The sequence below is a fragment of the Microcoleus asticus IPMA8 genome (genome assembly GCF_013179805.1).
Taxonomy (GTDB): Bacteria; Cyanobacteriota; Cyanobacteriia; order Cyanobacteriales; family Microcoleaceae; genus Microcoleus; species Microcoleus asticus.
The window spans coordinates 55,188-80,829 of sequence record NZ_SRRZ01000017.1 but is presented as its reverse complement, the minus strand read 5'-3'; the positions used below and the strand labels follow the sequence as shown (position 1 = coordinate 80,829).

21 protein-coding genes, 1 tRNA gene and 1 pseudogene are annotated in these 25,642 nt (G+C 46.6%); 11 read left to right on the top strand and 12 right to left on the bottom strand.

The window, feature by feature from the left end; genetic code table 11:
* The first annotated feature begins 322 nt into the window (after positions 1-322).
* Positions 323-853 (top strand): peptidoglycan-binding domain-containing protein, encoded by a 531-nt coding sequence (locus E5S67_RS06830; RefSeq protein WP_172186315.1) that lies wholly within the window; start codon positions 323-325, stop codon positions 851-853.
* Between the two features lie 395 nt (positions 854-1,248).
* Here E5S67_RS06830 and E5S67_RS06825 read toward each other — a convergent pair whose 3' ends face one another.
* From E5S67_RS06825 to E5S67_RS06810, 4 genes are all read right to left on the bottom strand, one after another.
* A complete protein-coding gene (locus tag E5S67_RS06825) occupies positions 1,249-1,722 on the bottom strand; it encodes a tellurite resistance TerB family protein (protein WP_172186314.1) in 474 nt (157 codons plus the stop codon).
* A gap of 114 nt (positions 1,723-1,836) precedes the next feature.
* Positions 1,837-3,738 (bottom strand): M61 family metallopeptidase, encoded by a 1,902-nt coding sequence (locus tag E5S67_RS06820; RefSeq protein WP_172186313.1) that lies wholly within the window; start codon positions 3,736-3,738, stop codon positions 1,837-1,839.
* Complete coding sequence (locus E5S67_RS06815; RefSeq protein WP_172186312.1) at positions 3,735-4,415, bottom strand: Crp/Fnr family transcriptional regulator; 681 nt, start codon at positions 4,413-4,415, stop codon at positions 3,735-3,737. The genes E5S67_RS06820 and E5S67_RS06815 overlap by 4 nt, the downstream gene beginning before the upstream one ends.
* Positions 4,416-4,575: 160 nt before the next feature.
* Positions 4,576-5,460, bottom strand: a complete 885-nt coding sequence (locus E5S67_RS06810; protein WP_172186311.1) for a 3'(2'),5'-bisphosphate nucleotidase CysQ family protein — start codon at positions 5,458-5,460, stop codon at positions 4,576-4,578.
* Between the two features lie 445 nt (positions 5,461-5,905).
* Between E5S67_RS06810 and E5S67_RS06805 the strand changes: the two genes are divergently transcribed.
* Complete coding sequence (locus tag E5S67_RS06805; protein WP_172186310.1) at positions 5,906-6,958, top strand: glycosyltransferase; 1,053 nt, start codon at positions 5,906-5,908, stop codon at positions 6,956-6,958.
* Positions 6,959-7,122: 164 nt separating this feature from the next.
* On the opposite strand, the gene E5S67_RS06800 is transcribed toward E5S67_RS06805, so the two are convergent.
* The 3 genes from E5S67_RS06800 to E5S67_RS06790 all read right to left on the bottom strand — a co-directional run bounded on the left by E5S67_RS06800 (position 7,123) and on the right by E5S67_RS06790 (position 9,833).
* Complete coding sequence (locus E5S67_RS06800) at positions 7,123-9,048, bottom strand: alpha-amylase family glycosyl hydrolase (RefSeq protein WP_172186309.1); 1,926 nt, start codon at positions 9,046-9,048, stop codon at positions 7,123-7,125.
* Between the two features lie 189 nt (positions 9,049-9,237).
* Positions 9,238-9,450: a hypothetical protein gene (locus E5S67_RS32290; RefSeq protein ID WP_216670241.1), complete on the bottom strand. Its 213-nt coding sequence runs from the start codon at positions 9,448-9,450 to the stop codon at positions 9,238-9,240.
* Between the two features lie 197 nt (positions 9,451-9,647).
* Entirely contained in the window at positions 9,648-9,833 is a 186-nt protein-coding gene (locus E5S67_RS06790) for a hypothetical protein (protein WP_172186308.1), read from the bottom strand.
* Positions 9,834-9,843: 10 nt separating this feature from the next.
* Between E5S67_RS06790 and E5S67_RS06785 the strand changes: the two genes are divergently transcribed.
* Positions 9,844-10,038, top strand: a complete 195-nt coding sequence (locus E5S67_RS06785) for a hypothetical protein (RefSeq protein WP_216670239.1) — start codon at positions 9,844-9,846, stop codon at positions 10,036-10,038.
* 228 nt (positions 10,039-10,266) lie between these two features.
* On the opposite strand, the pseudogene E5S67_RS06780 reads toward E5S67_RS06785, so the two are convergent.
* The 3 genes and pseudogenes from E5S67_RS06780 to E5S67_RS06770 all read right to left on the bottom strand — a co-directional run.
* A pseudogene (locus E5S67_RS06780) lies at positions 10,267-10,518 on the bottom strand (metal-dependent phosphohydrolase); the annotation flags it as partial.
* A gap of 64 nt (positions 10,519-10,582) precedes the next feature.
* Positions 10,583-11,446, bottom strand: a complete 864-nt coding sequence (locus tag E5S67_RS06775) for an Npun_R2479 family HD domain-containing metalloprotein (protein ID WP_172186306.1) — start codon at positions 11,444-11,446, stop codon at positions 10,583-10,585.
* A 235-nt stretch (positions 11,447-11,681) separates the two neighbouring features.
* On the bottom strand, positions 11,682-11,996 hold the full coding sequence (locus tag E5S67_RS06770; protein ID WP_172186305.1) for a Mo-dependent nitrogenase C-terminal domain-containing protein: 315 nt from the start codon (positions 11,994-11,996) through the stop codon (positions 11,682-11,684).
* A gap of 323 nt (positions 11,997-12,319) precedes the next feature.
* Between E5S67_RS06770 and E5S67_RS06765 the strand changes: the two genes are divergently transcribed.
* Positions 12,320-13,135 carry a cobyrinic acid a,c-diamide synthase gene (locus E5S67_RS06765; protein WP_172186304.1) on the top strand — a complete coding sequence of 272 codons (816 nt, stop codon included), beginning with the start codon at positions 12,320-12,322 and terminating at the stop codon, positions 13,133-13,135.
* 169 nt (positions 13,136-13,304) lie between these two features.
* Here E5S67_RS06765 and E5S67_RS06760 read toward each other — a convergent pair whose 3' ends face one another.
* Complete coding sequence (locus tag E5S67_RS06760; RefSeq protein ID WP_339382772.1) at positions 13,305-14,348, bottom strand: AI-2E family transporter; 1,044 nt, start codon at positions 14,346-14,348, stop codon at positions 13,305-13,307.
* Between the two features lie 181 nt (positions 14,349-14,529).
* Positions 14,530-14,676 carry a hypothetical protein gene (locus E5S67_RS06755; protein WP_172186303.1) on the bottom strand — a complete coding sequence of 49 codons (147 nt, stop codon included), beginning with the start codon at positions 14,674-14,676 and terminating at the stop codon, positions 14,530-14,532.
* A 133-nt stretch (positions 14,677-14,809) separates the two neighbouring features.
* Here E5S67_RS06755 and gshA point away from each other — a divergent pair, with 133 nt between their 5' ends.
* The 7 genes from gshA to E5S67_RS06720 all read left to right on the top strand — a co-directional run bounded on the left by gshA (position 14,810) and on the right by E5S67_RS06720 (position 25,561).
* Positions 14,810-15,961 (top strand): glutamate--cysteine ligase, encoded by a 1,152-nt coding sequence (gene gshA, locus E5S67_RS06750; RefSeq protein ID WP_172186302.1) that lies wholly within the window; start codon positions 14,810-14,812, stop codon positions 15,959-15,961.
* A gap of 238 nt (positions 15,962-16,199) precedes the next feature.
* Positions 16,200-16,661 (top strand): tRNA (cytidine(34)-2'-O)-methyltransferase, encoded by a 462-nt coding sequence (locus E5S67_RS06745; protein ID WP_172186301.1) that lies wholly within the window; start codon positions 16,200-16,202, stop codon positions 16,659-16,661.
* A 582-nt stretch (positions 16,662-17,243) separates the two neighbouring features.
* A complete protein-coding gene (locus E5S67_RS06740; protein WP_172186300.1) occupies positions 17,244-19,715 on the top strand; it encodes a peptidoglycan DD-metalloendopeptidase family protein in 2,472 nt (823 codons plus the stop codon).
* 138 nt (positions 19,716-19,853) lie between these two features.
* Positions 19,854-19,926, top strand: a tRNA-Met gene (locus tag E5S67_RS06735).
* A gap of 126 nt (positions 19,927-20,052) precedes the next feature.
* Positions 20,053-20,652, top strand: a complete 600-nt coding sequence (locus tag E5S67_RS06730) for a peroxiredoxin (RefSeq protein ID WP_172186299.1) — start codon at positions 20,053-20,055, stop codon at positions 20,650-20,652.
* A gap of 105 nt (positions 20,653-20,757) precedes the next feature.
* Complete coding sequence (locus E5S67_RS06725; protein ID WP_172186298.1) at positions 20,758-21,297, top strand: peroxiredoxin family protein; 540 nt, start codon at positions 20,758-20,760, stop codon at positions 21,295-21,297.
* A gap of 214 nt (positions 21,298-21,511) precedes the next feature.
* Positions 21,512-25,561, top strand: coding sequence for a hypothetical protein (locus tag E5S67_RS06720; RefSeq protein ID WP_172186297.1), 4,050 nt, complete (start codon positions 21,512-21,514; stop codon positions 25,559-25,561).
* The last annotated feature ends 81 nt before the right edge of the window (positions 25,562-25,642 follow it).

Below are 25,642 nucleotides of genomic sequence, written 5' to 3'. Positions count from 1 at the left end.
AATATGATTCAGGATGTCGCTCATGTTTCTGTCTCAAAAAAGCTTTACGATCTTCTTGTACCACAAAATGTTACTATTTTGGAGATGTCTATTCCTTCGAGCCAGGAGAAATTGAGCAAATTTTCTGTTTCGACCTCAATGCTTTAGATCGGCGATGTATTTTACGTTTAATTAAGTAGTTCTACTTAACTCGAATGAGTGACACTCAAATGTGCTAGCACACAAAAGTGTCACTATAAGAAGCGACTGTGCAGTCGCAAAACCTATTAGTTATACCTGAAATATCAAAGACCAAAACTTAAATGTTGAGAGGAACCGCATTATGTACACCGAAGAAAGAAGCTTGAACAATGAAACTATGGCTCTCGTCGCCGATACTACTGCTCAATCAAGTCTTGCATTTGCTGAAACCGCTGAAGTAAACAAACCCACATTACAAATTGGTTCAACAGGTCAAGCTGTCAAGGAACTACAACAGCTTCTATATCATTGGGGATATTATTTCGGCCCGATGGACGGTATCTTCGGCGTCCAAGTTCAAAACGCCGTCAAAGGCTATCAACACCGAGTCTTTTTAAAAGAAGATGGGATTGTGGCTTCTATCACTTGGGAAGCACTATACTCTGGTGCACCTGTGAATATGCCGATCGTCATGAAGGGCAGTTCTGGTAATGCTGTTAAAATTGTTCAGAATGTCTTGAAAATCAATGGATACTATTTCGGTGCGATTGACGGATTCTTCGGGACGATGACAGATGTAGCAGTGCGACAATTGCAAATCAGCAAGGCTTTACCGCAAGATGGAATTGTCGGCTATAGAACTTGGCACGCCCTCAGCAAGTTACCGCACTAATGACTGCTTGGATTCACTTTCAGCGATCGCCAAAAATCGGTAGCTCAATTAGGGATTTAGGCTTTGCCTAAGTCCCTAATTATCGTTAAGGGGAAGGCTGTGCGCGGGAAGGGCGATCGCCAATTCTGTTACCGTTCCCGGCGATGAAAAATATTCTTAACTTTCTGGTGTTTTTGGGTTCCTATATGGTAGGAAATTGGTAGTCCCCATCCGCTTCCTTTCCCTTCAGCTTTAGTTGTAAATAGTTGCACTCAGAAAATTATTATTCCGATACTTACCTAACAAGATTTACGCATGGGGGGCTTATTCCCGGTTTCTACGAAAAATTTCAGGTTTAGTAACGAGAAATCTAGGAATCAACCGGGTTTTTAAGCCAAGCGCGCGCAAGTCCCGAACTAACCTTTGATGAACTTTTCTAATTTTTTAGCCAGCTTCTCCACAATTCCATCCGAAGTACCTCCCGGCGATGCTTCTCCTTCAATACGCTTGACCGCATCCTCTGGAAGATTGAGCAACTGCACTAATTTTTGATAAGCTGCCGCTTCTTCAGCGTTAATTTTTGGTTCGTCCGGAGTGCGAGAACTAGATGAAATCACTTCATAGCCGAGTTGCAAGACTAATTCCTTTTCATCTTGAGTTTCTAGTTGACCGATCAACTCGTCAAGGGGGATATTTTGCATGATGTAATCCCGCAATTCTTGTTGCATTTGTTGTCCGTCGGTATCTGGGGCAAACAAACCGCAAAAGCGATCGAGCATTAAATTAACTTCTTCTGTCGCGAGTTCGCCGTCAGCCCAGGCCATAGAAGCAACAATTCTCAGCAGATTCATCTGGCGGGGCGTAATTGATGGAGGAGGTGGGGTTTGCATAATCAAAATGGGTAATTGGGAATTGGGAATTGGGAATTGGGAATTGGGAATTGGGAATTGGGAATTCAGCCTGATTCCTTCTTGTCTTTTCTTTCCCTTTCCCCTTCATTTATGTCACAATTTCGATAAAGGAACTCCCAGCCATCCAGTAAAGTTTTGTTTCTGAATAGCAGTGGGCTGTTCCACCGGCACGATCGAGTAACGGCCAGGTCGCGGCGGGGCGAGAGTAACGCGACAAGTCCGCAGTTCGTCTTGGTGAAAAACCGTCACCTCTATTGTGTCCCCGGGCTGATAATCTTTAAGCCTCTCGCCCGCTTGTTCTGAATTTACCCGAAAACCTTCGATCGCCAGCAACTCGTCCCCAGCGTCAATTCCCGCCAATTGTGCCGGAGATCCTACTTCGACAAATTTAACCATTTCCCGCCCGTTTTCCGATGCCAACGTCCAACCGATGCGAGGCGTTTGGTCAGTTTCATCTACCCAAATTTGCAGCCCGAAAGGTTCGAGATATTTGTTGTAAGGTAACTCTTCTGTACCGTCTATATAGCGGGCGAAAAAGTCGCTCAAATCGATGCCGGCGACGGACTCGATCGCACTTTGCAACTCTTCGGGAGTAAAGCCTATTTCGGCCGGCAGCGAAGGAGAATTTAACTCTCCGTTGGATATCAGGTGCGCCGCCTTGGCGTCTGTTTCCGACTTCAGGTCAAAATCGCCGTTTTGGGCCGAATTAGCATTGCCAAACTGCTGCCACATCAAACGCATCACATCGTCGAGCGATCGCTCGTTACCGTGTCTGGCTCGAATCAACAAATCGAGCAAAAATGAAACAACTTCCCCTTTCAAATAATAGGAAATCTGCGAATTGTCGCTATTAGCATCCCGGCGATAAAGTTTAATCCAAGCATCCCAGCTCGACTCGCTGACAGGCTGCACGCTCCGCCCCGGAGTAGTCTGCAAGCGATTGATTTCCTTAGCCAGATTTTGAAAGAAACCCTTCACGCCGTAGATCCCAGCTCGAAAAGGAATTACCAAATCGTAATAACTGGTAGTGCCTTCGGAGAACCACAAAGAAGGAGTATAATTTTCTTGTTCGTAGTCAAATACTTCGAGAGCTTTCGGTCGAATGCGCTTGACATTCCAGAGATGAAAAAACTCGTGAGCCACCAATTGAATAAAGCGTTCGTACTTTTCTTTAGCCCGAAAGCCAAAACGCGGATAGTTCAGAGTGCAGCTCTCTTTGTGTTCCAAACCGCCAAAACCAGAGCCGGACAAATGCAGGAAAAACACATAGCGTTCGTAAGGCAAACCGCCGAACATTTTTGCCTCGACTTCGATAACTTTTTGGATGTCTCGAATCGCCCGCTCTGGTTCTAAATTGCCTTTTCCCCAAACCACTAGCTGGTGGGGTTTTCCCATCACTTCAAACTCGTATACTTCGTGACAGCCAATCTCAAAAGGACTATCGACAAGGGTATCAAAATCCGCAGCAGCGAAAGTAAGATTTTGGCCGGAAACAGGCGGCAAAGTAGAAACGGTGCGCCATTGGGGCTGAGGCGGCACAACTGTCACGGTGTAGCAGTGGCGCTCAAAACCGGGCAAGAAAAAGCACAAAGCCGCCGGATTGAAATAACCGTGAGTCGAGTCTAAATGATTGGTTCGCACTGTCAGTTCGTTGGCAAAAATGCGGTAGCGAACCGTGACATCTGATACCGAATCGGTCTCAATTTGCCAGTGATTTTTGCTGAGCTTGCGCCAAGGTAAAGCTCGATCGCCTCCTAGCGAGCTAAAATCTTGCAGGTGGCGGGCGTACTCTCGAACCAAGTAAGAACCGGGAGTCCAGACAGGCATTTTTAAATCCAGAACCGGCTTCGACCAACCTTGCACGCGCAAAGTCACTTCAAACAGGTGGGATTCAGGATTGGGCATCGCCACCGAATATTGAATTGTCGGTGCTGTTAGTTGCCCCTGACGGTTGCCGGCAGCCGACGAGGTATCCAAAGAAGTAACATCAGTCATTGACTTGCCAAATTAATCAAGTGCTTGAGGTTGATCAAATGGATAGTTTGGCGGTCGGGATCAATTTTGATCCAACCTTTACTATCGAGTTTTTCCATAATTTTGCTGGTTTCATCTAGGGTGATATCTGTGACATCAGCTAAGTCTTCATAAGGAATATTGAAGATATCTTTGCCCTCAGCAGTTTTCTGACCGTAGTTTTCTGCCAGCTCGACTAAAGTATTTGCTAGTTTAACCGCTGGCTGGCGGTTGCGGAGTTGATACCGGAGATTGGTTTGGCGCAGCCGCCGTACCATCAGTTGCAGCATCCGGTGGTGCAATTGCGGGTCTTTAAACAGGGTTTGAATAAATCGCTGAGCTGTGACGCTCAGAAGCCGCACGGGCGATAGAGCAAGTACATCATTAGATCGGGGAGATTCGTCAAGAATAGCCATTTCGCCGAAGAAGGCACCCCGTCCTAAAATAGCCATTGATACAGCTCGATCGTCTGACAAGCGCCGGACTTTTACCCAGCCAGACACGACAAAGTAAATCGCGTTGCCCCATGAATCCTCCATCACCACAGCTCGGCCCGGGGGATACTCATGCTTGACGGCATTTGATAGCAGCCCTCCCAAGGTTTCTGGGTTAGCACCCTTAAATAGAGGGAATAGCTCACTGAAAGCTTCTGTCTTCATGCAAACTCGCGGAGGTGGGAAATATGATTAGGCGATACCCAACAGCTAGGGAACGATCGATGTTTGGGAACACAAACAATCTGTTGCTCCTTTAATTGATGATAAGGGTGCAGAGGCCCGGTTCACGTAAAATCGGCAGATTCTTTAATCTTAAACGGGTTTACAAGCCTGTCACTGCCTGTTGAACTTTGCCCAACAGAGGTTCTATGTAGTCCGGCCAGCCGATCGCGATTGACTGCGTGTGGGCCAGAGTCTCCGGCTCGATCGCATCTTTAGTCCACCTCAGCGGTTGACCTTGCAAGTCGCAACAAACCAATCCGGCTGCTTTTGCTAGAGCCAGAGGGCCGGCGGTATCCCACACTTTAACTCTGCCGTTGAGATACAGGTACAAACCGGCTCGACCAAAGATAACTTCCATCACTTTTAAACCAAAGCTGCCCAGCGAGTAAAATTCTGCTCCCGGGATGCTTTGGGCGATCGCCCGGCCGTAGTTTTTCTGGTCTTTGTCTCCGAGAATAATTTTACAATTTTCTGCTGTCGGGGCCGGGGGTTTGCACAGGGCGATCGGCTGCGGCGCTTGAGATCCCACAGTTTGGAACAATCCCCAATCTTTGCCGCCAAAATACATTTGGTCAAAAGCCGGGGCGTAGAGCCAGCCGGCCACCGGTTCCCCTTCAAGCAGCAGCCCCACCATCGAAGCGTAGTGCAGTTTTCCCCGAATAAATTCTTCAGTTCCGTCGAGAGGATCGATGCACCAGAGGCGCTGGTAATTGGCGCGGTAAGCTGCTCTGGAGGCGCTGTTTTCCTCGGTGATCCAGCCGTCTTCAGGAAACAAAGCGCTAAATGCTGCCGATAGTTGTCGGTCTAGGTATTGATCGATACTCGTCACGTAGTCGTTGGGTCCTTTCTCGGAAACTTCAAAAGGTTCGGCTGCGAGCTTGTAAGCTTCTTGACCGCACTCGCGCAGGGTGTAGCGAATTTTTTGGTCTTGCTCTGGAGAAATATACATGAGGTTAAACATAAATGCTTTAGCTAACTTCAGCATAAAAGCTTAAGTCCTTGGAATCGATCGGCGCGTGTCACTGTTTTTGATTCGTAAAGGATTTGCGCGCGGGTGTCGATAAACCCGGTTTCCTAACTATCAGCACTGTTGCGATACAAGCCCCAGACAGGATTGATGGAACTCAAAAAAATTCACACATTAGGGAGAACCCCCAGATTTATCTGTAGAGTCAAATCTAAAATCTAAAATCTAAAATCTAAAATCGACCAGCGCCGTTGCGATACAAGCCCCAGACAGGATTGGTGGAACTCAAAAAAATTCACACATTAGGGAGAACCCCCGAGATTTATCTGTAGAGTCAAATCTAAAATCTAAAATCTAAAATCTAAAATTGATCGATCGCACCAGCACTTTCAACAGCAGAGGATAGAATCTTCTGAGGTTAGATAATTTGTGCCAGCACCAGGATAATTATAAGGAGAATAGTTTGAAATACCATTTGGCATTAGGTCGCAAAATAGACCTAGATGGAATTGACCGCGATGCACAACTCGGCAAATGCCCTCGCCACGTCCTGCGGGCCCTCAGAGAGAGCTTAAATGCCACCGTTCACGCCCCGGATGGCGAAGCGATCTCGTTGAGTGACAAGCTGCGATCGAAAATTTCTTCTAAACCCGAACATTGGGCCGCCGCGCGCAAATTGTCCGAGCAAGTCAGCAGCGACGACGTGATATTTTGTAACGGCGAGGACATTGGGATTCCAATGGCGGCGGTTTGCGGTCAATTGCCCGATCGCCCGAAAATTGTTGTACATTTCCACAATATCGATCGGCTGCGCGGCCGCGTCGCCCTGAAACTATTTGGTTTGGCTGACAAAATTGACGTGTTCATGGCTTGCGCCAGCCCTCAAACTGACTTCCTCCGCAGTTATTTAGCTTTACCTGAATCCCGGATTTTAGTGCATCTAGACCAGACAGACACCCAGTTTTTCACACCCGGCCCCGTTTCTGGCGAGAAAAAGCGGCAAACGGTTGTTAGCGTCGGATTAGAAAAGCGCGACTACCGACTCTTAGCAGCAGCAACTGCTGACTTAGATGTTGACGTAAAAATTAGCGGTTTTTCTAAAGATGCCAAAGCTTTATCGCAAGCTTTCCCCGATACTATGCCAGAAAATATGTCCCGCAAGTTCTACGAATGGCCGGATTTAGTGCAGCTTTACCGCGATGCAGACGTAATTGCAGTTTGTTTGGTCGACAATAAATATGCTGCTGGAGTGCAGGGTTTGCTGGAAGCAATGGCCTGCAAGCGGCCCGTTGTCATTACTCGGACTCAAGGTATGGTCGATTATTTAGCGGCCCCGGATATTGCCAAAGTGGTAGATGTGGGAGATGCAGCAGGTTTGCGGGAGGCGATAGTCCATTTGCTAAAAAATCCTCAAGAAGCTGAATCTCAAGCGCAGCGGGGATACGAAATGGTTGTGAACCAGCACAGCAGCGAACCTTATGTCGATGTTTTGGCCCAGAAGCTGCGATCGCTTTAAACTACATAATTAGCGGTAAAGTGCGCGCGCAGCACCCCAGCAGAATCATTTGACACACCAACCCTCCGTAAGGTGCGCACTGCGCACCCTACAATTGTTTAACACGCCAACCATCCGCAAACAATTATTTGACTGTCTCACACAAAACTCAAAACTCAAAACTATTAAGACTCGCGTCCACTCGCCCACTTATCTCGCCATTTCACAGTCCCTTCAGAAACTAAAACCCAGCGGCGACAAACCAGATTTTCTCGCAATGGCGACTGTCCTTCCCGTAGCAGCGCATACTTATAAGAAATCAACTTCCCCGCACTTTCATTAAAAGGAATTTCCCCGAACCAAGTATTAGTATTGATATACTCCAACGGGTAACCCTTACTAATATCCCAATTCCCCAATTCAGGACAATCTCCAATCACCACAATTCTTTCCCCAGGCTGAGTTTTAACGCTGTTAAGCTGCGCCCGCACAATAGTTGTCGCCTTAACTCGCTCTCCGACGCGGCTAAAAATCATTACTTCCCGCGCACCCAACTCTAAATTGTACAGCATCCCGTCTTTAACTTCAAACTTGCGGCGCGATAAAACCTCCGTATGCTCTCCATCAGGCAGCTCAGTATCAACCTCTTCAAGTGTAACAGAATTGCCGCGATTCATCGCTACAAACACCACAGAATCGCGATAGCGGCGCACGTAACAATAAACATCAGGAGTTAGATATTTTTGCCACTGACTCCCCATCGAAATAGCTGGATTCAGCCGCCGCAATCCAGACAGCAACCGCACATCTCGGTAAATCGGCGACTCAGTATCCCACTTTTCCATGATCGGGCGGTTGTAAGGGTCATTTCCCCCTTCAGTATCATCATGCAGATACTGTTCAGTGCCGTAATAAATGCAGGGAATGCCGCGAGTCGTCATAATTAAACCAATCGCCAACCGCAGCATTTCTGGATCGGGATTCAACGACTGAAACCTCGGCATATCGTGGTTGTCAATAAAAGTAATCAACTCCGTCGCCCCGTAGTAGCGGTGATCCAGATCCAGTACATCTTGGACTAAGCTAAATCCCGCTTCAGCACCCTTTCCCAATACTTCTCGAATTGCCACGCACAGGCCAAAATCTAAAATAGTCATCCCCGACTCGTTGACAAATTCCACAGAACGATCGTTTCTAGGGTCGCTGTAAATCCATTCGCCAAAAATGAAAACATCAGGTCTGTGTGTTAAAATGTCAGCGTTAAATTCCTGCCAAAACCAAATAGGCATATGCTTGACTGTATCAACCCGCAAAGCATCAACACCTCTATCTAGCCATTGTTTAATTGCTGATTTAATGTAATTGCGGTAGGCAATATTGTTTTCGTTGAAAGTTGCTAAACCGGACAGTTCGCAGTTTTGGACTTGCCATTCATCTTCCCAGTTTCTGACTTCGCCGTAGTGGTGATACCAGTTATCTTTATCGTCGTTAAAGTCAGCTATTTTTACGCCGTCGTCGTAGAGTTCCCCTTTTTTGCCACTAAAATCTGGGTTGCTGTGATTGCAGACAATATCGAGCACGAGTTTCATGTTTCGCTGGTGCAACTCGTATACTAATTTGTCAAATACGGTATCTTTGGTTTCTTGTGTTTGGTTGACAGAAGGATTGTCGCCTTTGGCAATAAAACGGGGATTTAGTCGCTTGAAATCTTTAGTCCAGTAGCCGTGAATCGCAGCTTGTTCCACAAATAATGCTTCTACTTGCTCGAACAGCGGAGTCAGCCAAACTGCGGTAACACCCATATCTTTTAAGTAGTCGAGTTTGTCGATAACTCCCTGCAAGTCGCCGCCCCAATATTTGCCCCAATCTTTGCCTTCTGGATCGTAAAGTTCTGGGTTTGGGCCTTCGTTATTTGTGGGGTCGCCGTCGTAAAAGCGATCGACTACAAGGAAATAAATTGTTTCTTGTCGGAATTCAATGTCTCTGGTGTAGAGGAATTCTAAATCGAGTTCGCTTTCTGGCTTAACTTCTTCTACCAGAGACTCAATTTTTTTGTCTGGTTCGCTAACTTCGTATTGAGAGGAAGTTTGATTGGGACTGACTGGTGTCATGAGATGTATTTTTTTATATTGTAAGATTGGTCAGTTATTCGGAGCTAGAGTCGGAGATAGCTTTCTCCTCTGACTGACTTTTACAGCATCATACGGAATTTACTCGTTTAATGGAATCTTCCTTTAGAGAGAGGGCAGACCCATCCTTACGCATTAGGTGGATGAGTTAATATTTAGCGTAATTCTCAATCAAAGAGCCAGAGCGTCAAAAACCTGCGCTACCAGGCTCAGCCTGGTAACTAGAAAAAGTAGAGTAATTGTGCGATCGTACTTTTTCCCTTCCTTTGATTTCTCTGGCAAATTTGGGATATATTCAACTATCAAACCGTTAGTTTGACTAATTGTTTGATAGTCGAGTAGATGGAGAAGCTGCCTAGGAATTTCCAGAGCCTTTTCTCTCATTCCCCGTTCCTTTAATTGCTGTATTCCTTTACCCTTACTATGCAGTAGTATCTAAAATTGGTTGGTAGTGAGGACTTTATTCTTCAGATTATGAAGAATAAAGTCCTCACTATAAAGACTGTTTATTACGAGTAATTGAGCGGACATCATATCAGAGGTTGACATGAACATCGCACAGCCTACCGACTACTTATATTTTATTCTGTCAAATCTACTTGTCTAATCTCTTCTAGGGTCATATCCAAACATTGCGCGATTTGCTCATCGGTCAATCCTATTGCTTGCAAGCGAGCAATCGCCTCTATTTTAGCCTCATGCTTTCCCCGCAAAAATTCATGCGACTCTTGAGGTGACGCACAGATATTCACTGAGCCGAATACCACTGATGCAGATGTGACTTTGGATGGGCGCGTTACCGCACCGGAAAAACTCCTTTACGTTCCCGACAAATGGCCGATCGACTACCTCAACAAATTTCATCAAATGTTTGACGAGTTTGGATTAAATTTGGGTGCATTCGATATCATTCGCGACGGGGATGACACCCTCTACTTTATGGAATTCAATCCTAACGGACAGTGGTATTAGAGCGAAATTATCACTAAAATGCCTGTGGTTCGCGCAATGGTCGAACTCATCGAAGATTTAGCACTTCAATATCAACAGGATTTAAGTGAGCAACGGCTAAAAAAACAGGATACGCAGAACCCCGACTTCTTTAAGAGGTGCGGGGATCTAAAAGAAGAACATTTTACGTTTAGCTAGAGCGACCTACGTATCCCAAAAAAGATCGATCGCCCTACATCTGCCCAAACCCTAGCTAACTACAGCCACCGCAGACTCTCGCACATCCGAATGCTCCACCCGGAAAACATTTGCGCTCAGATTAGCAACAATTTGTTTCCCGTGCTGCGTCAGTTCCAAATAGCCGATCGCATCCTTGACATACCGATAAACCACATTCCAATAAAACTTGGGATAACCATCCCGCAATTCCCCCGGATTCTGATAGCCCAAAACCAGATTCTGCCCAGTCTCCTCAAACTCGTAAAACAAAGAAGAACATTTTACGTTTAGCTAGAGCGACCTACGTATCCCAAAAAAGATCGATCGCCCTACATCTGCCCAAACCCTAGCTAACTACAGCCACCGCAGACTCTCGCACATCCGAATGCTCCACCCGGAAAACATTTGCGCTCAGATTAGCAACAATTTGTTTCCCGTGCTGCGTCAGTTCCAAATAGCCGATCGCATCCTTGACATACCGATAAACCACATTCCAATAAAACTTGGGATAACCATCCCGCAATTCCCCCGGATTCTGATAGCCCAAAACCAGATTCTGCCCAGTCTCCTCAAACTCGTAAAACAGCGCAGCAACCTTTTGTAAATATCGCGGATCGCTCAACTGACCAATTAAATCAGCAGCGCGAACTAAACCCGGATAATTCGCAGTATCTTGATAATCTTCATCCGCAGGAACCGGGAAACGAGTCAGCTCAATATTACGCTTAACCAGCTCAGCATCAATCAGTTTATGACCGCCGAAACGCTCGTCAATAAACATTTTTGCCCGATCGACATGATAAGGAGTCAAACTCGCATCCGTCGCCCCCGGAGGTAGCTTCACTTGCAAATCCTCTATCCCCGTTGCATACAGTCTCAAATCAGTTCGATCTTGCCGACAAACCCCCTTCACATACCCGATATCGTGACACAGCAAAGCAATGTGGAAATGCAGCCAATGTTCACATAAAACACCTCCCTCGCGGATGTGTTTGCCGCGCAGAATCTCCTGTCCCACCAAGGTCACTAAAATAGTGTGTTCCACATTGTGGTAAAGAGCATCGCTATTAGCAATATTTTCCAAAGCCATACTCGCTACCCAAGCAATAATCTCGGCATAGTCATATTTGAACCCGCCGTAGGTATGGCGGTAGCCTTCAATCAGCCGATTTACAAAAACCTTAATTAGCAGTTCATTTGCGTTAAACATATTCATTTCCCTGTGCCAAAGTAGCTTGTTAAATTATTTTTATAATAATTGTTTTTTCTGTTACCGTTTGATATTATTTTGGGCTTAACCGCGACGATGGATGCCTGCTCCTATTGAGAGGCATCCAGTGCTATTATCAACGATAATGACTTAAATTAGCGATCGCACAACTAGCAGTTTCACGCACCCCGTACACAATTCAAATCAATGGCGATCGAGGTATGACACCCCTCAATCAGCAGTACGGCGTTACATCTTCCCCGCATACATCAGCTAAAAAGGAGAGCGACCGAAAACGCAACCCCACTAATTCTTCATACACAGGATTCAGCTTGCACATAGGCGGTATGTGGAAAAGATGATGTCCCAATAGCTGGATATCTCTCTCAAAAGGACACTGTGCTGGTATAAGTTGGCACAACCACCGAGCTACTTGCGGATCTCCCACTGCAATGCGATCGAGCCACTGTCGCACTGGTTGGACGAGGCGATCGCCAAAACTTAAGTGTTGGCATTGATTTTTAGGAAAAATACTTGTAGTCGAGTTCATAATTAACCTCAGTAATCATTACTAACAAAGAGTTATGAATCACCCTTCTTAATCATCAAGCAAACCCGCCGTTGCTCGGGTGACGTGAATTAGTTTTATGCGTGACACTCGTTGACCCAAAATGTGATGCGAAGAATTACCATTTGTGATTTAAAATTTGCAAAAGTGTGAGACAGATCACGCCGTCTGTTCCCTACAGAATGTATATTTAGATAGATGGCAATAAAATATGACAGAATAACTTGTAACCCTCTGTCGCAGCTTCCCCCTCCCATCATCTGCGATATAGTACTCTGTCTACTTACTGATAAAGGTATCAGGCAATGATTCAAGAAAAAAATAGATGTGCCGACCTTGCTCAACGCCGACACACAGATATCATGCTGGAAAAACTTCCTCTAGAAGTTAAAGAGTGGGCCCAAAGCTTGCCTTGGAACCAGCGGCGCTATGTCTTGTCCCTCTGCTACATCTTGTGCGCATCTACTCCCGACTTGCAAGCAGAATTTTTAGATGATTACACAGCAGACGGTTTAGTCTCAAAAATGTTTGAAGATGTAGATACTCTACACCGAGTCAAAGAGTATTTAATCAGATTTAGAGTCAAAAAAGAATTAAACGAATCAGATTTAAGAAGCTACATCAAACAATTTTATATCCACTCAGCTCAACAAGCGTGCCGAAAAACTGACCAATATTTAGAATCTGCACTCCGCTTCGTCTTGAGTACAGAAGAACGCAATAATGTTTTTAACTACATTTTGGGATTTGAATTTATTAAAATTGTGTTTCAAATGACTTGGTTGCAACACGAAAGATTAGCGAGACTGCAAAAAAATCAGTCGCAGTTTATTGAAACCTATATCAAGCCGATTCAACACGCACACAAAATTAATGCCATAATTGTACCGAAAGATGAGAGAATATTTTTTGCCAGACGCGCCTATTACGTTCAACAGCCTAACATTTCTTACAAAAAACTGATTGAGTTAGTCATGGCCACTTTTACTACAGAAATGGTTACTTACTGCGGGTTTTCCATCAGCCTCCACGCTCAATCTCTGCGTTTTGACTGCGATTACATTTACGATCCAGAACCAGAAGAAGAAAGATTTCCTACGGACTTGCAATTTATTCATTGAATTTACGCAGTAAGGTGCGCAGGGGTCGGTGCATCCTACGTGGCTTTTTTCTCTTTACTTTTACTTGGGCGTTACGAAAAGGATAGTTTTTTAAGCATTGGGGTTCTAGCCTGCTGCTTAAAACCTGGCTTTTAAGCCGGATTAGATATAAAAAGTATAGCTATATCAATTAAGCTTCCGCTTGCATTTCTTCAATTTCAAACCAGCTAACTATCACTCCCGCTAGCGGAATAGCCAGAAATATGCCTAAAAGTCCTGCCGATCTTGCGCCTACTAACAGTGCAAAAAACACCACTACCGGATTGAGGTTAAGCGAATTTTGCATGAGTCTCGGATGAATAAAGTTGTCTTGAATTTGCTGCAAAACAATGCAAGCTGCCAAGACTTTTAAAGCTAGCCATACATTTTGAGACAATACAATAAAACACACTAAGCTAATTCCCAGGGTGGCTCCGATCCCCGGAACTAAATCAAACAATCCGATAATAAATGCTAAAATCAAAGGAAATTTCACATCTAACAGCAGGAAAATTACAAAGCTTGCTGTTGTCAAAAATAACATTAAGAGAATTTGTGCCTGAAAAAATCCTAAAAAGTTTCGCTCTATTGTTAAACTTAAACGCCTGTGCAGGTGTCGGGGTATAAATTTGAGAACCAACAGCCAGAGCCTCTCTCCATCAATTAACATAAAAGAAGCCACCACCATAATTAATATTAAATTCAATAAATTGGTTAAAAATACTTGTAAAAAAGCAATACTCGAAACAACTCCAGCCAAAGCTTGATTTCGCAGTTGTTCCTCGATAACTCGCAGGTTAACTTGCAGGTTTCTCGCCCGCAGGAATGCTTCGATGCGCTCCGACAGAGGCGCCAGAGCATTCACAAATTCAGTCATGCTGTCAATTAATTGCTGCCCTTGAGATAAAAGAGTGACGCCTACGGTGACGGTGAGACCGCCAAAAACTAAAATGGTGAGCAAGACAACGAAGGCGACAGCTAAATTTCGCGGTAAAAATCTCTGGAGAGTTCGCACCGGATAGTTGAGCAAAAAAGCCACGAGTGCAGCAATCGTGAAAACCGCGACGGCAGTTTCAAAGTAAGCTAAAAGTTGCAGTCCAGCCCAACCTGAAGCAAATAAAAGCAAAAACCGAACTAAGGCTAAATTGCTTAGCATATTCCAAAAATTGGGAGGGGTTTTTTCTGGCTCTTTCACAGGGATTTCTAGGGGTTAATAATAGCTCAAAAATATTGCAGAGTGCTCATTTAGAATCGCACTAAAGATATATCTGCGGCTATCCCCCTCAAGGCAGAAAACAGATGTCGAAGGAAGAAGCTAGAAGGAAGGCAGTAGGCAGTGCTTTCTAACTTCTGTCTGAGGCAGGGGTGGCTTCTCTTCACCATACGTGCGATCGCGAATGCCGAATAAAACACGCCCGCGATCGCACAAAAACTCTTTCTGACTCTAAAACCGCCTCGTAAACTCTTTGCGATGGCAGTATTTGTCGCGGCAGCCCGATCGCAGCTAACACACAAACGCTCACATTTGCTGGCGTCGAAAAGCCCGGTTTCCGTGTCAGCCGCGAAAAATTTCAACTCTGCCTCGTGGAAGATAGTATGAACAGGTCAATTTTTGGGATACTAGAAACTAGCACTCAACTTAGCTGAGGAACAAACGTGCTGCTATCAAAAGGCTTTGAAGTAGAAATGTATACCGGCACTCCCGAAGGTGAGGTGGTCGGTCTCTCCGATCGCATAGTTGCCGATCTAGAGGGATTTGTGCGGGAGCCTGATAGCCGCAATGTGGAGTACACGACCGCCCCGCTGTGCAGCTACGATCGCCTGCTGTGCGCCTTAGTCAAGCCGCGAGTCCGGCTGCGGGAGTATCTCAAACAATTGGGCGACTATACCTTGCTGCCGGGAAGTACCTTGTCTCTCGGGGGGAGCGATAGATTTTACAGATCCGATCCCAACAACCCGTACCACACCTACATAGAGCAAACCTACGGCACCAAAGTCGTCACCGCCAGCATTCACATCAACATCGGCATCTCCCAACCAGAACTGCTGATGCGCGCCATCCGCCTCGCCCGCGTCGAAGCACCGCTGTACCTTGCCATGAGCGCCTCTTCCCCCTTCCTCGACGGCGAAGTCACGGGCTATCATTCCACTCGCTGGGGTTTGTTTCCCAAAACTCCCGCCATCGTCCCCCTGTTTGAAAGTCACAGACATTACATCCAGTGGACTGAAGAACAGCTAGAACTCGGCACCATGCAAAACGTCCGCCATTTGTGGTCTGCAGTGCGGCCTAATGGCGATCGCCGACCCTACTGTCTCAACCGCCTGGAACTGAGAATTTGCGACCTCGAAGTAAATCCTCTGGCTTTGTTGGCCATCACTGCCTTACTAGAAGCTCGCATTTGGCAGATGATGGAAGACCCCAGCTTAGACCCCTTAGAACTCAGCACCTTACCGGCGGCCACCCGCAACCAAGACTTAGTTGCCCTCACAGACGCCAACGAAATTGCTGCATCCCGGCAAAGTTTGGATGCCGAACTCACCCACTGGCAAGACGGCAGAACTATTCTGGCACGAGATTGGATTGAGGAAATTTACCGAGAAGTCTGGCCGATCGCCAAAAAACGAGGCTTTAGCTGCTTTCTCTCGCCGCTCAAAAAGATTCTCCGGGAAGGTAACACCGCCCAGCAGTGGTTGAAGCTGCACGAGGGCGGTTCGGACACCCGCAGTATTATTCTGCAAGGGATTAATGGCATGGCTCACCAAGAATGGGAGCTCGAAGACAACTTGTGCGCCCAGTTAGTTGCGTGAAGTACCCGCCGTTATTATAAGGGGGGCTTTCACTAGCCCCCTGGCTATGCGTACTCAGCCAATAAGAGAAATAGCCGGAACCTCGCGAAAAAGTTGCAGAGCGATGCCCAAAAAGCAATCAGAATATTTAATCAATGGAGCTCGACAAAGGTTATAAATAAAAGCTATAGGGTATATCTACCTTTGGATAGTTCTATAAATTTTCCACTTGCTGTATTTACTGCTTTTAATTAGCTTCATGCCCCAACTTGTCTTGATTCACCCGCAAATCCCCCCGAATACTGGCAATATCGCCCGCACTTGCGCTGCCACAGGCACGGAACTGCATTTAGTTGGCCCTCTGGGGTTTGAAATTAGCGATCGCTACCTGAAACGGGCCGGCTTAGATTACTGGCCCTACGTCAATCTCCACTGTCACGAAGACTTAGCAGCTTTTCTGGCCTGTCGGCAGCAGCGCGGGGGACGATCGATCGGATTCAGCACTGGCGGGCGATACAGTTACGCGCAATTCCAATTTCAGGTCAGCGACTGGCTGATGTTTGGCTCGGAAACTGTAGGCATTCCCCAATTCGTCTTAGATGCCTGTGACGCCACAGTTTTTATTCCTATGAGCCAGCCTGGAGTCAGGAGTTTGAACCTCTCCGTCAGCGCCGCTGTAGGTTTATTTGAAGCTAAACGACAGTTGGGCGAGCTGGGATAAATCATTATCAACACATAAATATATAGATATTTAATAGCTGCCGGACGCTGCCAAATCTCGTTTTTTATATAAGAAATTTGTATCAAAGCAGTGAAAATCTAGATAGCTGAGATTAATATATTTTATTGATTCAAAAACAGATTGTTATCAGCAACACCAAATTACTCGCAAGAGGATTCAGCAACAAAAATAGAGGATTTTAGCGATTTAGGGCGTGAGCGAGCACCAGCTTGGGTCTGAACACTATATCTAGTAAATATACGGTTGTAGGCTGTCCGGAAATTAGCATAAAGTCGGAATAATAGATGAGAGTCATCGCCTTACCGGAACGAAGATTTTATGTATTCGTTCCAGCTATTGCAGTGTAAGGGTTTTGGGGTTAATTGCAGCAGGTTTGACCGAGAATTTCAAAATTTCTGACGGTTTGAGCTTGTCTAAATTAAAAAAGCAAGGTAATCTGGCCTAAGCATGATAGCTGTCAACAATCAGAATATTTTTGCTTGTTGATTTAAATTCAGCGTCATGCGATCCCCTTGAGTGTTTCCAAGGACAGTTAGCGCTTCTCAGTAGGAGGTCGTTTTTTTGAAACGAACATATCCCCAAATCAAGCCTGTTCAGGCTAGTGAAATCGACAAAGACGGTTCTGCGGAACCGTCCAAACAGACAACGCTCAGCACAGGCAGAGTTCGCTCTCTCGCCACGATCGGGCTGGCAATATCGGTAGGTGCTTCTGGCATCCTGCTACCGAGAAATGGAGACAGCGCTCGCGCGTCTGAACTCGCACCGACATCTGAATCCACCGCTGAAGTACAGCCAGTCTCGGCCAACGGGCCCGCTACCTCCGCACAAGTTGATGGTTCCAGGGCCGAACAGCCTGGATCGCCTTCTGACCCAGTGACGGTTAATGTGCAGCAGGGGCAAAGCCTTTGGGAGCTGTCTCGGGATTATGAAGTTGAACCGTTGGCACTAGCAACTGCTAACGACATCAAACCCGATACCCTACTCCAAGTTGGTCAAGAACTGACAATTCCTATGGCTCCGGGAGCCGCTCCACAACAGAACGCCGCCGACTCCGCCGTGGCTTCGCTAGAGCGCGCAGCGGCGGTCAATCCCGAAGAAAAGTTAAATCTGGCTGGCTCCGAGCCGTTGGATAGTGCTGCCCTGACAGCGCAGCCATCAACCGCAGCGACCCCGCTGGTCACGGCGATACCGGAACAAAGTTCGATCGACATCCCGAACGCAGACGGGGCGATCGACAGTTTGAAAAAACAGGAAAACCGCACCACAGAATCTGGTCGGGCCCTGTTAGGGTATGAAGGGGGAGCAAATTTATCTACACCTGCGGCATCTTTGCCGGAGTCAGCACCGACGCTGGCATCCCCCGGCTCTGCAACTCAGACAACTATTCCCGACCTCGGGGCGACACCTGTAATTCCCAATGCCGGGGTCGGTCAAGCAACATCGCCCGATCGAGCATTCGAGTCAATTGAACAGTCTCTGGCAACACCGAGTTTGCCTTCGGCTGTGCTCGTCACCCCTGCCGGAAGTACCGCCGCGCCGGCTGGGGTACTCTACAGCGTGCGTCCGGGAGATACGCTAGATGCGATCGCCAAAGGTCACGGCGTATCACCCAAAGAGCTGATCTCCGTCAACAAGCTCGGCAACCCCAACTTGCTGAACGTCAATCAACGGCTGAAAATTCCCCAAGTTGGGTTAAATAATCCAGCGGTGCAGGCGGCAGCCTCTTATTCTGCCTCCAACTCTACATCTGTATGGTCTGCGGCTTCGGTTCCCGCATCTTTGAACCCCAGCTCGTCTACCCCGGAAATAGCCAGTGCTGGCGTTGGATCGCCCGCGTCCACAGTGCCGGTTGTCTCTCCCCTGGCGAACTTGGAAGGTCTGAACAATATTTCAGCGCCGATGGTTCCCCAAATTAACAGCATTCCGCTAACTCAAGTTTCCCAAACCATTAGCGACCCCGGGAAGCTGGATCTTCAAGGCGAACCAACCTTTACAGGTGCAGTTGATACCAGTGCCCTGCCAATGCCAGCCAGTGCAACTGCTACCGCTATCGCTACGGGAGAATACCCGCAGCCGATCGGCTTCGTGCCAAATACTAGCGCCCAGGCTTCAAATGCCTATCCAACTAGCGCTTTACCAGAGTCGAATTCGGAGGCTCTCCCTACCGCAGAAGCTCTCAACCCTTATTCCGAACGCTTGAGGGCAGAAGTTGTCAGACTGCGAGAGGAATATCGTGCCTCGCGCAATTCGATCGGCGCCAATGCGGTGTCCCTGACTCCAACGGACGGGCCCTCGGTCAACCCGTCTGAGGATATGCCAAGTGTAAATCCATATCTCTACACCCCCGACTATACTGAGGCGGTGCAGAATGAAATCAGCAGACCGCCATCGAGAGCCTGGTCTGAGCAGGTTCAGAAGCAGCAGCAAGAGCGTTTAGACCCCGCTCGCGCAGCGGAACTGCAACCGATCAACCTGACGCCGACCTCTGCTCAGCAGCGGCCTGTGGTAGCAACTGCTCCTTTGGGGGCAGACGGTTACGATCCCCTAAGCAACCCGTCTTTGGGACGCATGGTTTCTCCAGAACTGCCTCCGCTTTCGAGCCCTGATACTTATCTGCCTAACGGCAAACAGTCGGCTAACGGGTTTATTTGGCCGTCTAAGGGCGTTCTGACTTCTGGCTACGGTTGGCGCTGGGGACGGATGCACAAGGGAATTGATATTGCAGGGCCGATCGGCACGCCAATTGTGGCAGCATCTGACGGGGTGGTTACCTATGCTCAGTGGAATGACGGCGGCTACGGGTATCTGGTGGAAATTACCCATCCAGACGGCACTGAGACTGTCTATGCCCACAACAGCCGGATTTTGGTGCAAAAGGGTCAGAAGGTCGCTCAAGGCGAACAGATTTCAGAAATGGGCAGCACCGGCTTCAGTACCGGACCGCACTTGCACTTTGAAATTCATCCCGCAGGACAGGGTGCTATCAATCCCATGGCTTTTCTGCCCGACGATGCGTCCAGCGCTTCTCGGTAACGACTGGTCGGAAGTTATGGGTTTTGAATGATTAGCAAAACTCATAACTTTTACTATAAGTTATTAGAAATAGTGTTGTTTTAAAAGAAGACATAGCTCGCTCTACCGTGCTACGATAGTAAATCGTGAACTAGATTTGGCTCAGTGGCGCAGTGGTTAGCGCAGGGGACTCATAAGCCCAAGGTCGCAGGTTCAAATCCCGCCTGAGCCATTATTTAATCAAAAAAACCGCGCTCTCAATTTTGAGAGCGTGTTTTTTTGATTTCTGTAGAACATACTTGTAGTCGTTATGAGTATGATATATTTGTAACAGTTCGTAAAAAAGGAAACAAAATCTATGACCAGTGAATGCCTCCGGGTTGGTCAAGCTGCACCCGATTTCGCAGCAACAGCCGTAGTGGATCAGGAGTTCAAGACAGTTAAGCTGTCAGACTATAAAGGCAAAAAGTATGTAGTCCTGTTCTTCTACCCCTTGGACTTCACCTTTGTGTGCCCGACTGAGATTACAGCGTTTAGCGATCGCTTCGAGGACTTCAAGAAAATCGATACCGAAATCCTCGGCGTATCCGTTGACAGCGAATTCTCTCACCTCGCTTGGATACAAACAGACCGCAAATCAGGCGGTGTCGGCGACCTCAACTATCCCTTAGTTGCTGACCTCAAAAAAACAATTAGTTCTGACTACAACGTCCTCGACCCAGAAGCAGGGATTGCCCTCAGAGGTCTGTTCATCATCGACAAAGAAGGCATCATCCAACACTCTACTATCAACAATCTTGCCTTCGGCCGCAACGTGGACGAAACTCTCCGCACTCTGCAAGCTATCCAATACGTCCAGTCTCACCCCGATGAAGTTTGTCCCGCCGGCTGGCAGCCCGGTGACAAGACTATGACTCCAGATCCGGTCAAGTCTAAGGTATTCTTTGCTGCGGTTTAAGCACATTCTATTTGTACGGGCACGGCCCTGCCGTGTCCGTACCCGCAGAGGCATTCATTTAACCGGATTTTTAATTACCAATTAGCAATTACGCAATTAGGAAATATGCTGACTTCTACTAATTTTAGCGGCTTGTTAAATCAGCGGTTTTTCCAAAATTTATTGCCTGTTCCGGCGACTAATGTTCTGAAGCTGGGACATAGGACGCCAGATTTTGAATTGCCGGATATTAATAATGGCAAGTTGGTACGGCTGTCGAATTATCGGGGCGATAAGCCAGTAATTCTGGCTTTTACGCGGATTTTTACTGAAAAGCAATATTGCCCTTTCTGTTTTCCTCACATTAAAGCTTTGAATGAAAACTGGGAAAAATTTGCCGATCGCAATATAGAATTATTGATGATTGCCAGTACCGACGATCGCCAAAGCCAAATAGTGGTTAGAGATTTAGGCTTGAAAATGCCTCTGCTGTCCGATCCCGGCTGTCAAGTGTTTCGGGCTTATCAAGTCGGTCAGGCTTTAGGTGCTCCTTTGCCCGCTCAGTTTGTTTTGGATGCAGAGGGAAAACTCCTCTTCAAACATTTATTTTCTTTCATAGACCACAATGCTAGTGTGGACACTTTGCTGCAATATGTCGATCGGTAAGAAGCTCGGTGCTGTGTCCTAATTGGGAGTTTCTAACCGCTGATGCACGCTGGTGTAGGCGCATCAGCGGGATTTTTTCATGGGTTGACACTGGCTGCTACAGCTTTTTAGTTATAAATACTTATTGTGCCAATTGGGATGGCGGAATGTGGTCATGTTCGCTCGACATTAATTTAGGCTATAGCTTGAAGGTACCTAGTACAAGTTTAAGCCGATGTCGTCTCCCAAAGGTCGATCGAGCAAAATTGAATTGAGCGTCTTAGCGTCGCATCCTGAGTTGTTAACAGGTTTAGAAGCGTGGCTGCGGCTGGGTTTGCTTTCGCCCGCCGAGGTTGAGCAGTTGTGCCGGCAGTATTTAGTCTGCCCGCTCAGAGATCCCGCTGTAGATATTTCTGAAATTGAGGGCCCGATTACTCCTGTTAACGAGCCAAAAGTACCTGCCTTATCAACGCCTCAAGCATTACCTAGCAGCAGAGAAAGTGTTGCTACGCCTACAGAAACTACTCAAACCCCTAATTTTATCGCTCAAATTTTGCACTCGCTAATGGCAGAAATTAGCGTGGTGTGGCTGTTGTTTTTAGGAGTGTTCATGGTAGTTGTCTCCTCAGGAGTCTTAGCTGCCAGTCAGTGGGAAAGATTTCCTGCTGCCGGACAATATGGAGTTTTGTTAGCTTATACTTTAACTTTTTGGGCGATTAGCAGTTGGGCAAACAGACAGCAGAATTTGCACTTGACTGCTCAAACTTTGCAAGAAGTGACGCTGTTGCTAGTGCCGATCAATTTTTGGGCAATGGATACTCTTGGATTGTGGCGGTATCCTTGGGACTGGGCGGTAGCAATCGCAGCGGCACTTATTTTGAGTTGGATAACTGCCCGGATTATAAAAGATCAATATCAAAGCTTTTCAGGAAAAAACATCGCTCGATCGATCGCCCTAAATCACTTGGGATTGAGTTATTTGCACTGGGGGTGGGGAAGTGCTGGCTTTTCCCTGGCTGCGGTTTATTTAGGTACAGTGGGAACTGCTGCTGCTACAGTTTATCAAGTTCAGCAACAACGATTGCAATCTATCCAACGCGCGGGAAATACTGAAACATTCGCCGCTGCTTTCAGTTTGAGCAGAGATTTTCTGACTTACAAAAAAGCTGTTTTAGTAGCTTATTCCTTAGGAATTTTACTGGGTCGGGCGATATTTGTCAAGGATGTAAATATCGCTGAAATGGGTTTAGCTTTGGGGATCTGCGGCGTGCTTTTAGCATGGCTGGATTGGCAGCACCCCCTCGCATCTGGGACTATCAAAAACAATATATCCGACCAGCCAAATCCCAGCAACTTTTTTAACTGGCAATTAGCGGGAATGGGTTTGGTGGGTTTGGGATACCTGGTTTGTTTTCGCGACATTCCGCTACAGGCGATCGCAGTTAGCGGATTGGCTGTTTGGTTTTTTTATAAACGTTTAGTGCGGTTTTGGCAAGAGTTTGATTTGCTAATGCTTGAGGCGGTGGGGCTTCAGAGTATTTGGCTGTTTTGGCGAGTGCTTCCTTTAGGGATTAAAACACAATTTGTTGCATTTTTAACTCAGCTTACAAACTCTCAGCAAACTCCTTGGGCTTTTTGGGGTGTTCTGCTGTTGCCTTATTTAATTTTAATGGTAAGTGCAGCGCAGTGGCTCTACCGCCAGCGAAAGTTTCAACTTGCCCGTTTTGGGGAAAACCTTGCTCTCGGTTTAGGGAGTGTTTTAACTGTTATTAGTTTAGTCAATCCGTTTTGGCGATCGCTCAATTTATTAGTGTCTACTTTAATTTTAGGTTGGATCACTTGGAAATACGTAATTCCCAATAATTCCCGGCGAGTTTCGAGGCCGGCTTCTGCGGCTGAACAACCAGGAAATCCGGCAATTTTGGTTCCCATAACTCACATTATGAGTTTAGGCGCGCTCGCTTCGGCAATTGACTTATTTTTCCCAAACCTGACACCCAATATTTGGTCGGCAATATTATTAACATTCATGGCGAGTGAATGGGGATTTTTTGTCTGGATGAAAGCGGCAAATTCCCGAGAAAACTCTGCATTTTTCCGCTGGCACACTGCATGGTTCCAAAGTTCCTGGTATTTGGGCTTAGTATTAGCAGGATTCAGCTTTATCTTGTTGCAAAATCATGTGTTTGGGGGTACTGCCAATCATCGCGCTCAGTGGAGTTTGCTCTGGTTGGCGACTCCTTTGGCTTTGACTGCTGTTGCTAAATATAGTGAGGTTCCTCACAAACAAGTTGCCAGTACCTTTAGTACGATCGCCCTAATGTTCGCACAAGTTATAATTTTTATTTTTCCGGGATATCGGTTAATTGGTCTGGGTTTGGCAGCCGGATTGATGTTGGTCAATACTTACTATTTAGTCGAGATACCAGCGGCTGCGATTGGAGTGGGGTTTGGCTTGAGTTTCGTAGCTGCGGCGATCGATCAATTCGGTTTTGTGTCTGGTTGGGATTGGGGAATTGCCGGGGCGATCGCTCTTTTGTGTCTGTGGTTGCTTCGCAGCATGATTGTTCGTTTTTCCAGCCGTTTGCCTGAGTCTTCTCAATTAGCTGAAATTTACGATCGAGCTTTAGATGGGTGGGCAATCTTACTTGCAGGCTTGCTGTTAACAACTGTTACTTTTTATTCCTATGAACTATACGCAGGCAGTACCTTGAGTTTTCCGCCCTCTACTGAAGTTTTGGCTGCTATTTTGGTGATAATGGCTGCGATAATTTTCCGAAGTTTACACCAACTTTCCCCTCTGGCAATTTATGCTGTGGCTTGGAGTTTGGAGTTGTTGACAGCAGTCGGTTTGAGTTTTGTCGATCGCACTACGATTAATTTGGCAGTGGCTAATATCGCTCTCGGATTGTTTACTCAATTGTTGGGGGATTGGTGGCGGCGGCGCCACCCCGATCGAACAAATTTACCTAGCATTCATTTTATACCTTTGGTTTACGGGGTATTGGGTTTAACTTTCCGATCGCACACTTTTGCTAATTGGACTGGTTTAACTGTGTTGGGTGCGTCTTTAATTGCGCTTGGCATTGGTAGGCGGGAGCCAGAATTCAAACCTTTGGTTTATTTGGGGTTAATTGGTGTGTCCGTTGCTGCTTGCGAATCGCTACTATATCAACTTTTTCAAACACCGGGAGGAGTTTTTGGCGACGGTTTAATTGTCCTGGCAACTCTCGGCACAGCTTTAACATATATCTATCGCATTTTATCTTCTTGGCTCAGCAATTATTTACATTTAACTAATGCAGAGTTAAAAATATTTGCTCACCTGCACTGGGTTTTGAGCAGTTTGCTGCTGATTTGGGCTTCTGCCGATGATATTAAGTCCGGCCTAAATTTAGGATTAGTCACTGGTGCTTTATTAGTTCAATATGCTTTCTTGCAAGGGCGAAATAATCTCGATCGCCAATGGGGAGAAATTTGGATTTACTTGGGCTGGCTAGAAGCCTTTGGCATCCGGCTTTATTGGCTCAATACGCCTTTAGTTAAGTATATTTCCGGGCCGCTGGGGCCTTGGAAAGTTGCCCTCGCTTCTCTATTCGCTTATTTCATTTACATTTTGCCTTGGGACAACTGGGGTTGGTCTAAAAAACCTTGGCAGGTAATTGCTTCGGTGATTCCAATAGTTACTATTTTGGAAAGTCCGGCTAAGTTTTATCCGATTAGCTTGCTGATAGCTGCCGCCTTCTATGTTTTCCTAGCTTGGGAAAGGGAGGAAGTTCGTTTTACCTATGTGAGCGTGGCGATAATTGACTGGATAATGCTGCGGTGGTTCTGGCAAATAGGATTGACTCAGCCAGAGTTTTATGTTACTCCTTTAGGATTTTCTTTACTTTACATTACTCAGTTCGATCGCACTCTCAAATTACCAGCAGAAAAACCGCTGCGCCACACTCTGCGAATGGTCGCAACTGCGCTGATTTGCGGGATACCTCTTTTTACTCAGCAAAGCCACGGTTTAGTTGCGGGAGCTTTTAGTTTGGTGGCTATTGCAGCGGGTTTGGCGCTGCGAGTTCGGGCGTTTTTGTTTGTAGGAACGGCTGTATTTTTAATCAATGTTTTCTATCAGTTGGTGGTTTTAATCTTCGATTATCCGCTGATTAAATGGGCGATTGGTTTGGCTTTTGGGATTGTGTTTATCTGGATTGCTGCTACTTTTGAAACGCGGCGCGATCGCATTTCTGCTTTCGTGCAGCATTGGGTTGGGCAATTGCAATCCTGGGATTAGATTCATCGATAAGTTGCTTTTTTTACTGGTATTTTTTAATTAAAAACCCGGTTTCTCAGAGAAACCGGGTTTTTAATTAAC

What these genes read in the sequence shown, in the direction of transcription:
- E5S67_RS06830 (WP_172186315.1), top strand. Translation starts at nt 323, where the DNA reads ATGTACACCGAAGAAAGAAGCTTGAACAATGAAACTATGGCTCTCGTC.
- E5S67_RS06825 (WP_172186314.1), bottom strand. Translation starts at nt 1,722, where the DNA reads ATGCAAACCCCACCTCCTCCATCAATTACGCCCCGCCAGATGAATCTG.
- E5S67_RS06820 (WP_172186313.1), bottom strand. Translation starts at nt 3,738, where the DNA reads ATGACTGATGTTACTTCTTTGGATACCTCGTCGGCTGCCGGCAACCGT.
- E5S67_RS06815 (WP_172186312.1), bottom strand. Translation starts at nt 4,415, where the DNA reads ATGAAGACAGAAGCTTTCAGTGAGCTATTCCCTCTATTTAAGGGTGCT.
- E5S67_RS06810 (WP_172186311.1), bottom strand. Translation starts at nt 5,460, where the DNA reads ATGCTGAAGTTAGCTAAAGCATTTATGTTTAACCTCATGTATATTTCT.
- E5S67_RS06800 (WP_172186309.1), bottom strand. Translation starts at nt 9,048, where the DNA reads ATGACACCAGTCAGTCCCAATCAAACTTCCTCTCAATACGAAGTTAGC.
- E5S67_RS32290 (WP_216670241.1), bottom strand. Translation starts at nt 9,450, where the DNA reads ATGAGAGAAAAGGCTCTGGAAATTCCTAGGCAGCTTCTCCATCTACTC.
- E5S67_RS06775 (WP_172186306.1), bottom strand. Translation starts at nt 11,446, where the DNA reads ATGTTTAACGCAAATGAACTGCTAATTAAGGTTTTTGTAAATCGGCTG.
- E5S67_RS06770 (WP_172186305.1), bottom strand. Translation starts at nt 11,996, where the DNA reads ATGAACTCGACTACAAGTATTTTTCCTAAAAATCAATGCCAACACTTA.
- E5S67_RS06765 (WP_172186304.1), top strand. Translation starts at nt 12,320, where the DNA reads ATGATTCAAGAAAAAAATAGATGTGCCGACCTTGCTCAACGCCGACAC.
- E5S67_RS06745 (WP_172186301.1), top strand. Translation starts at nt 16,200, where the DNA reads ATGCCCCAACTTGTCTTGATTCACCCGCAAATCCCCCCGAATACTGGC.
- E5S67_RS06730 (WP_172186299.1), top strand. Translation starts at nt 20,053, where the DNA reads ATGACCAGTGAATGCCTCCGGGTTGGTCAAGCTGCACCCGATTTCGCA.
- E5S67_RS06725 (WP_172186298.1), top strand. Translation starts at nt 20,758, where the DNA reads ATGCTGACTTCTACTAATTTTAGCGGCTTGTTAAATCAGCGGTTTTTC.
- E5S67_RS06720 (WP_172186297.1), top strand. Translation starts at nt 21,512, where the DNA reads ATGTCGTCTCCCAAAGGTCGATCGAGCAAAATTGAATTGAGCGTCTTA.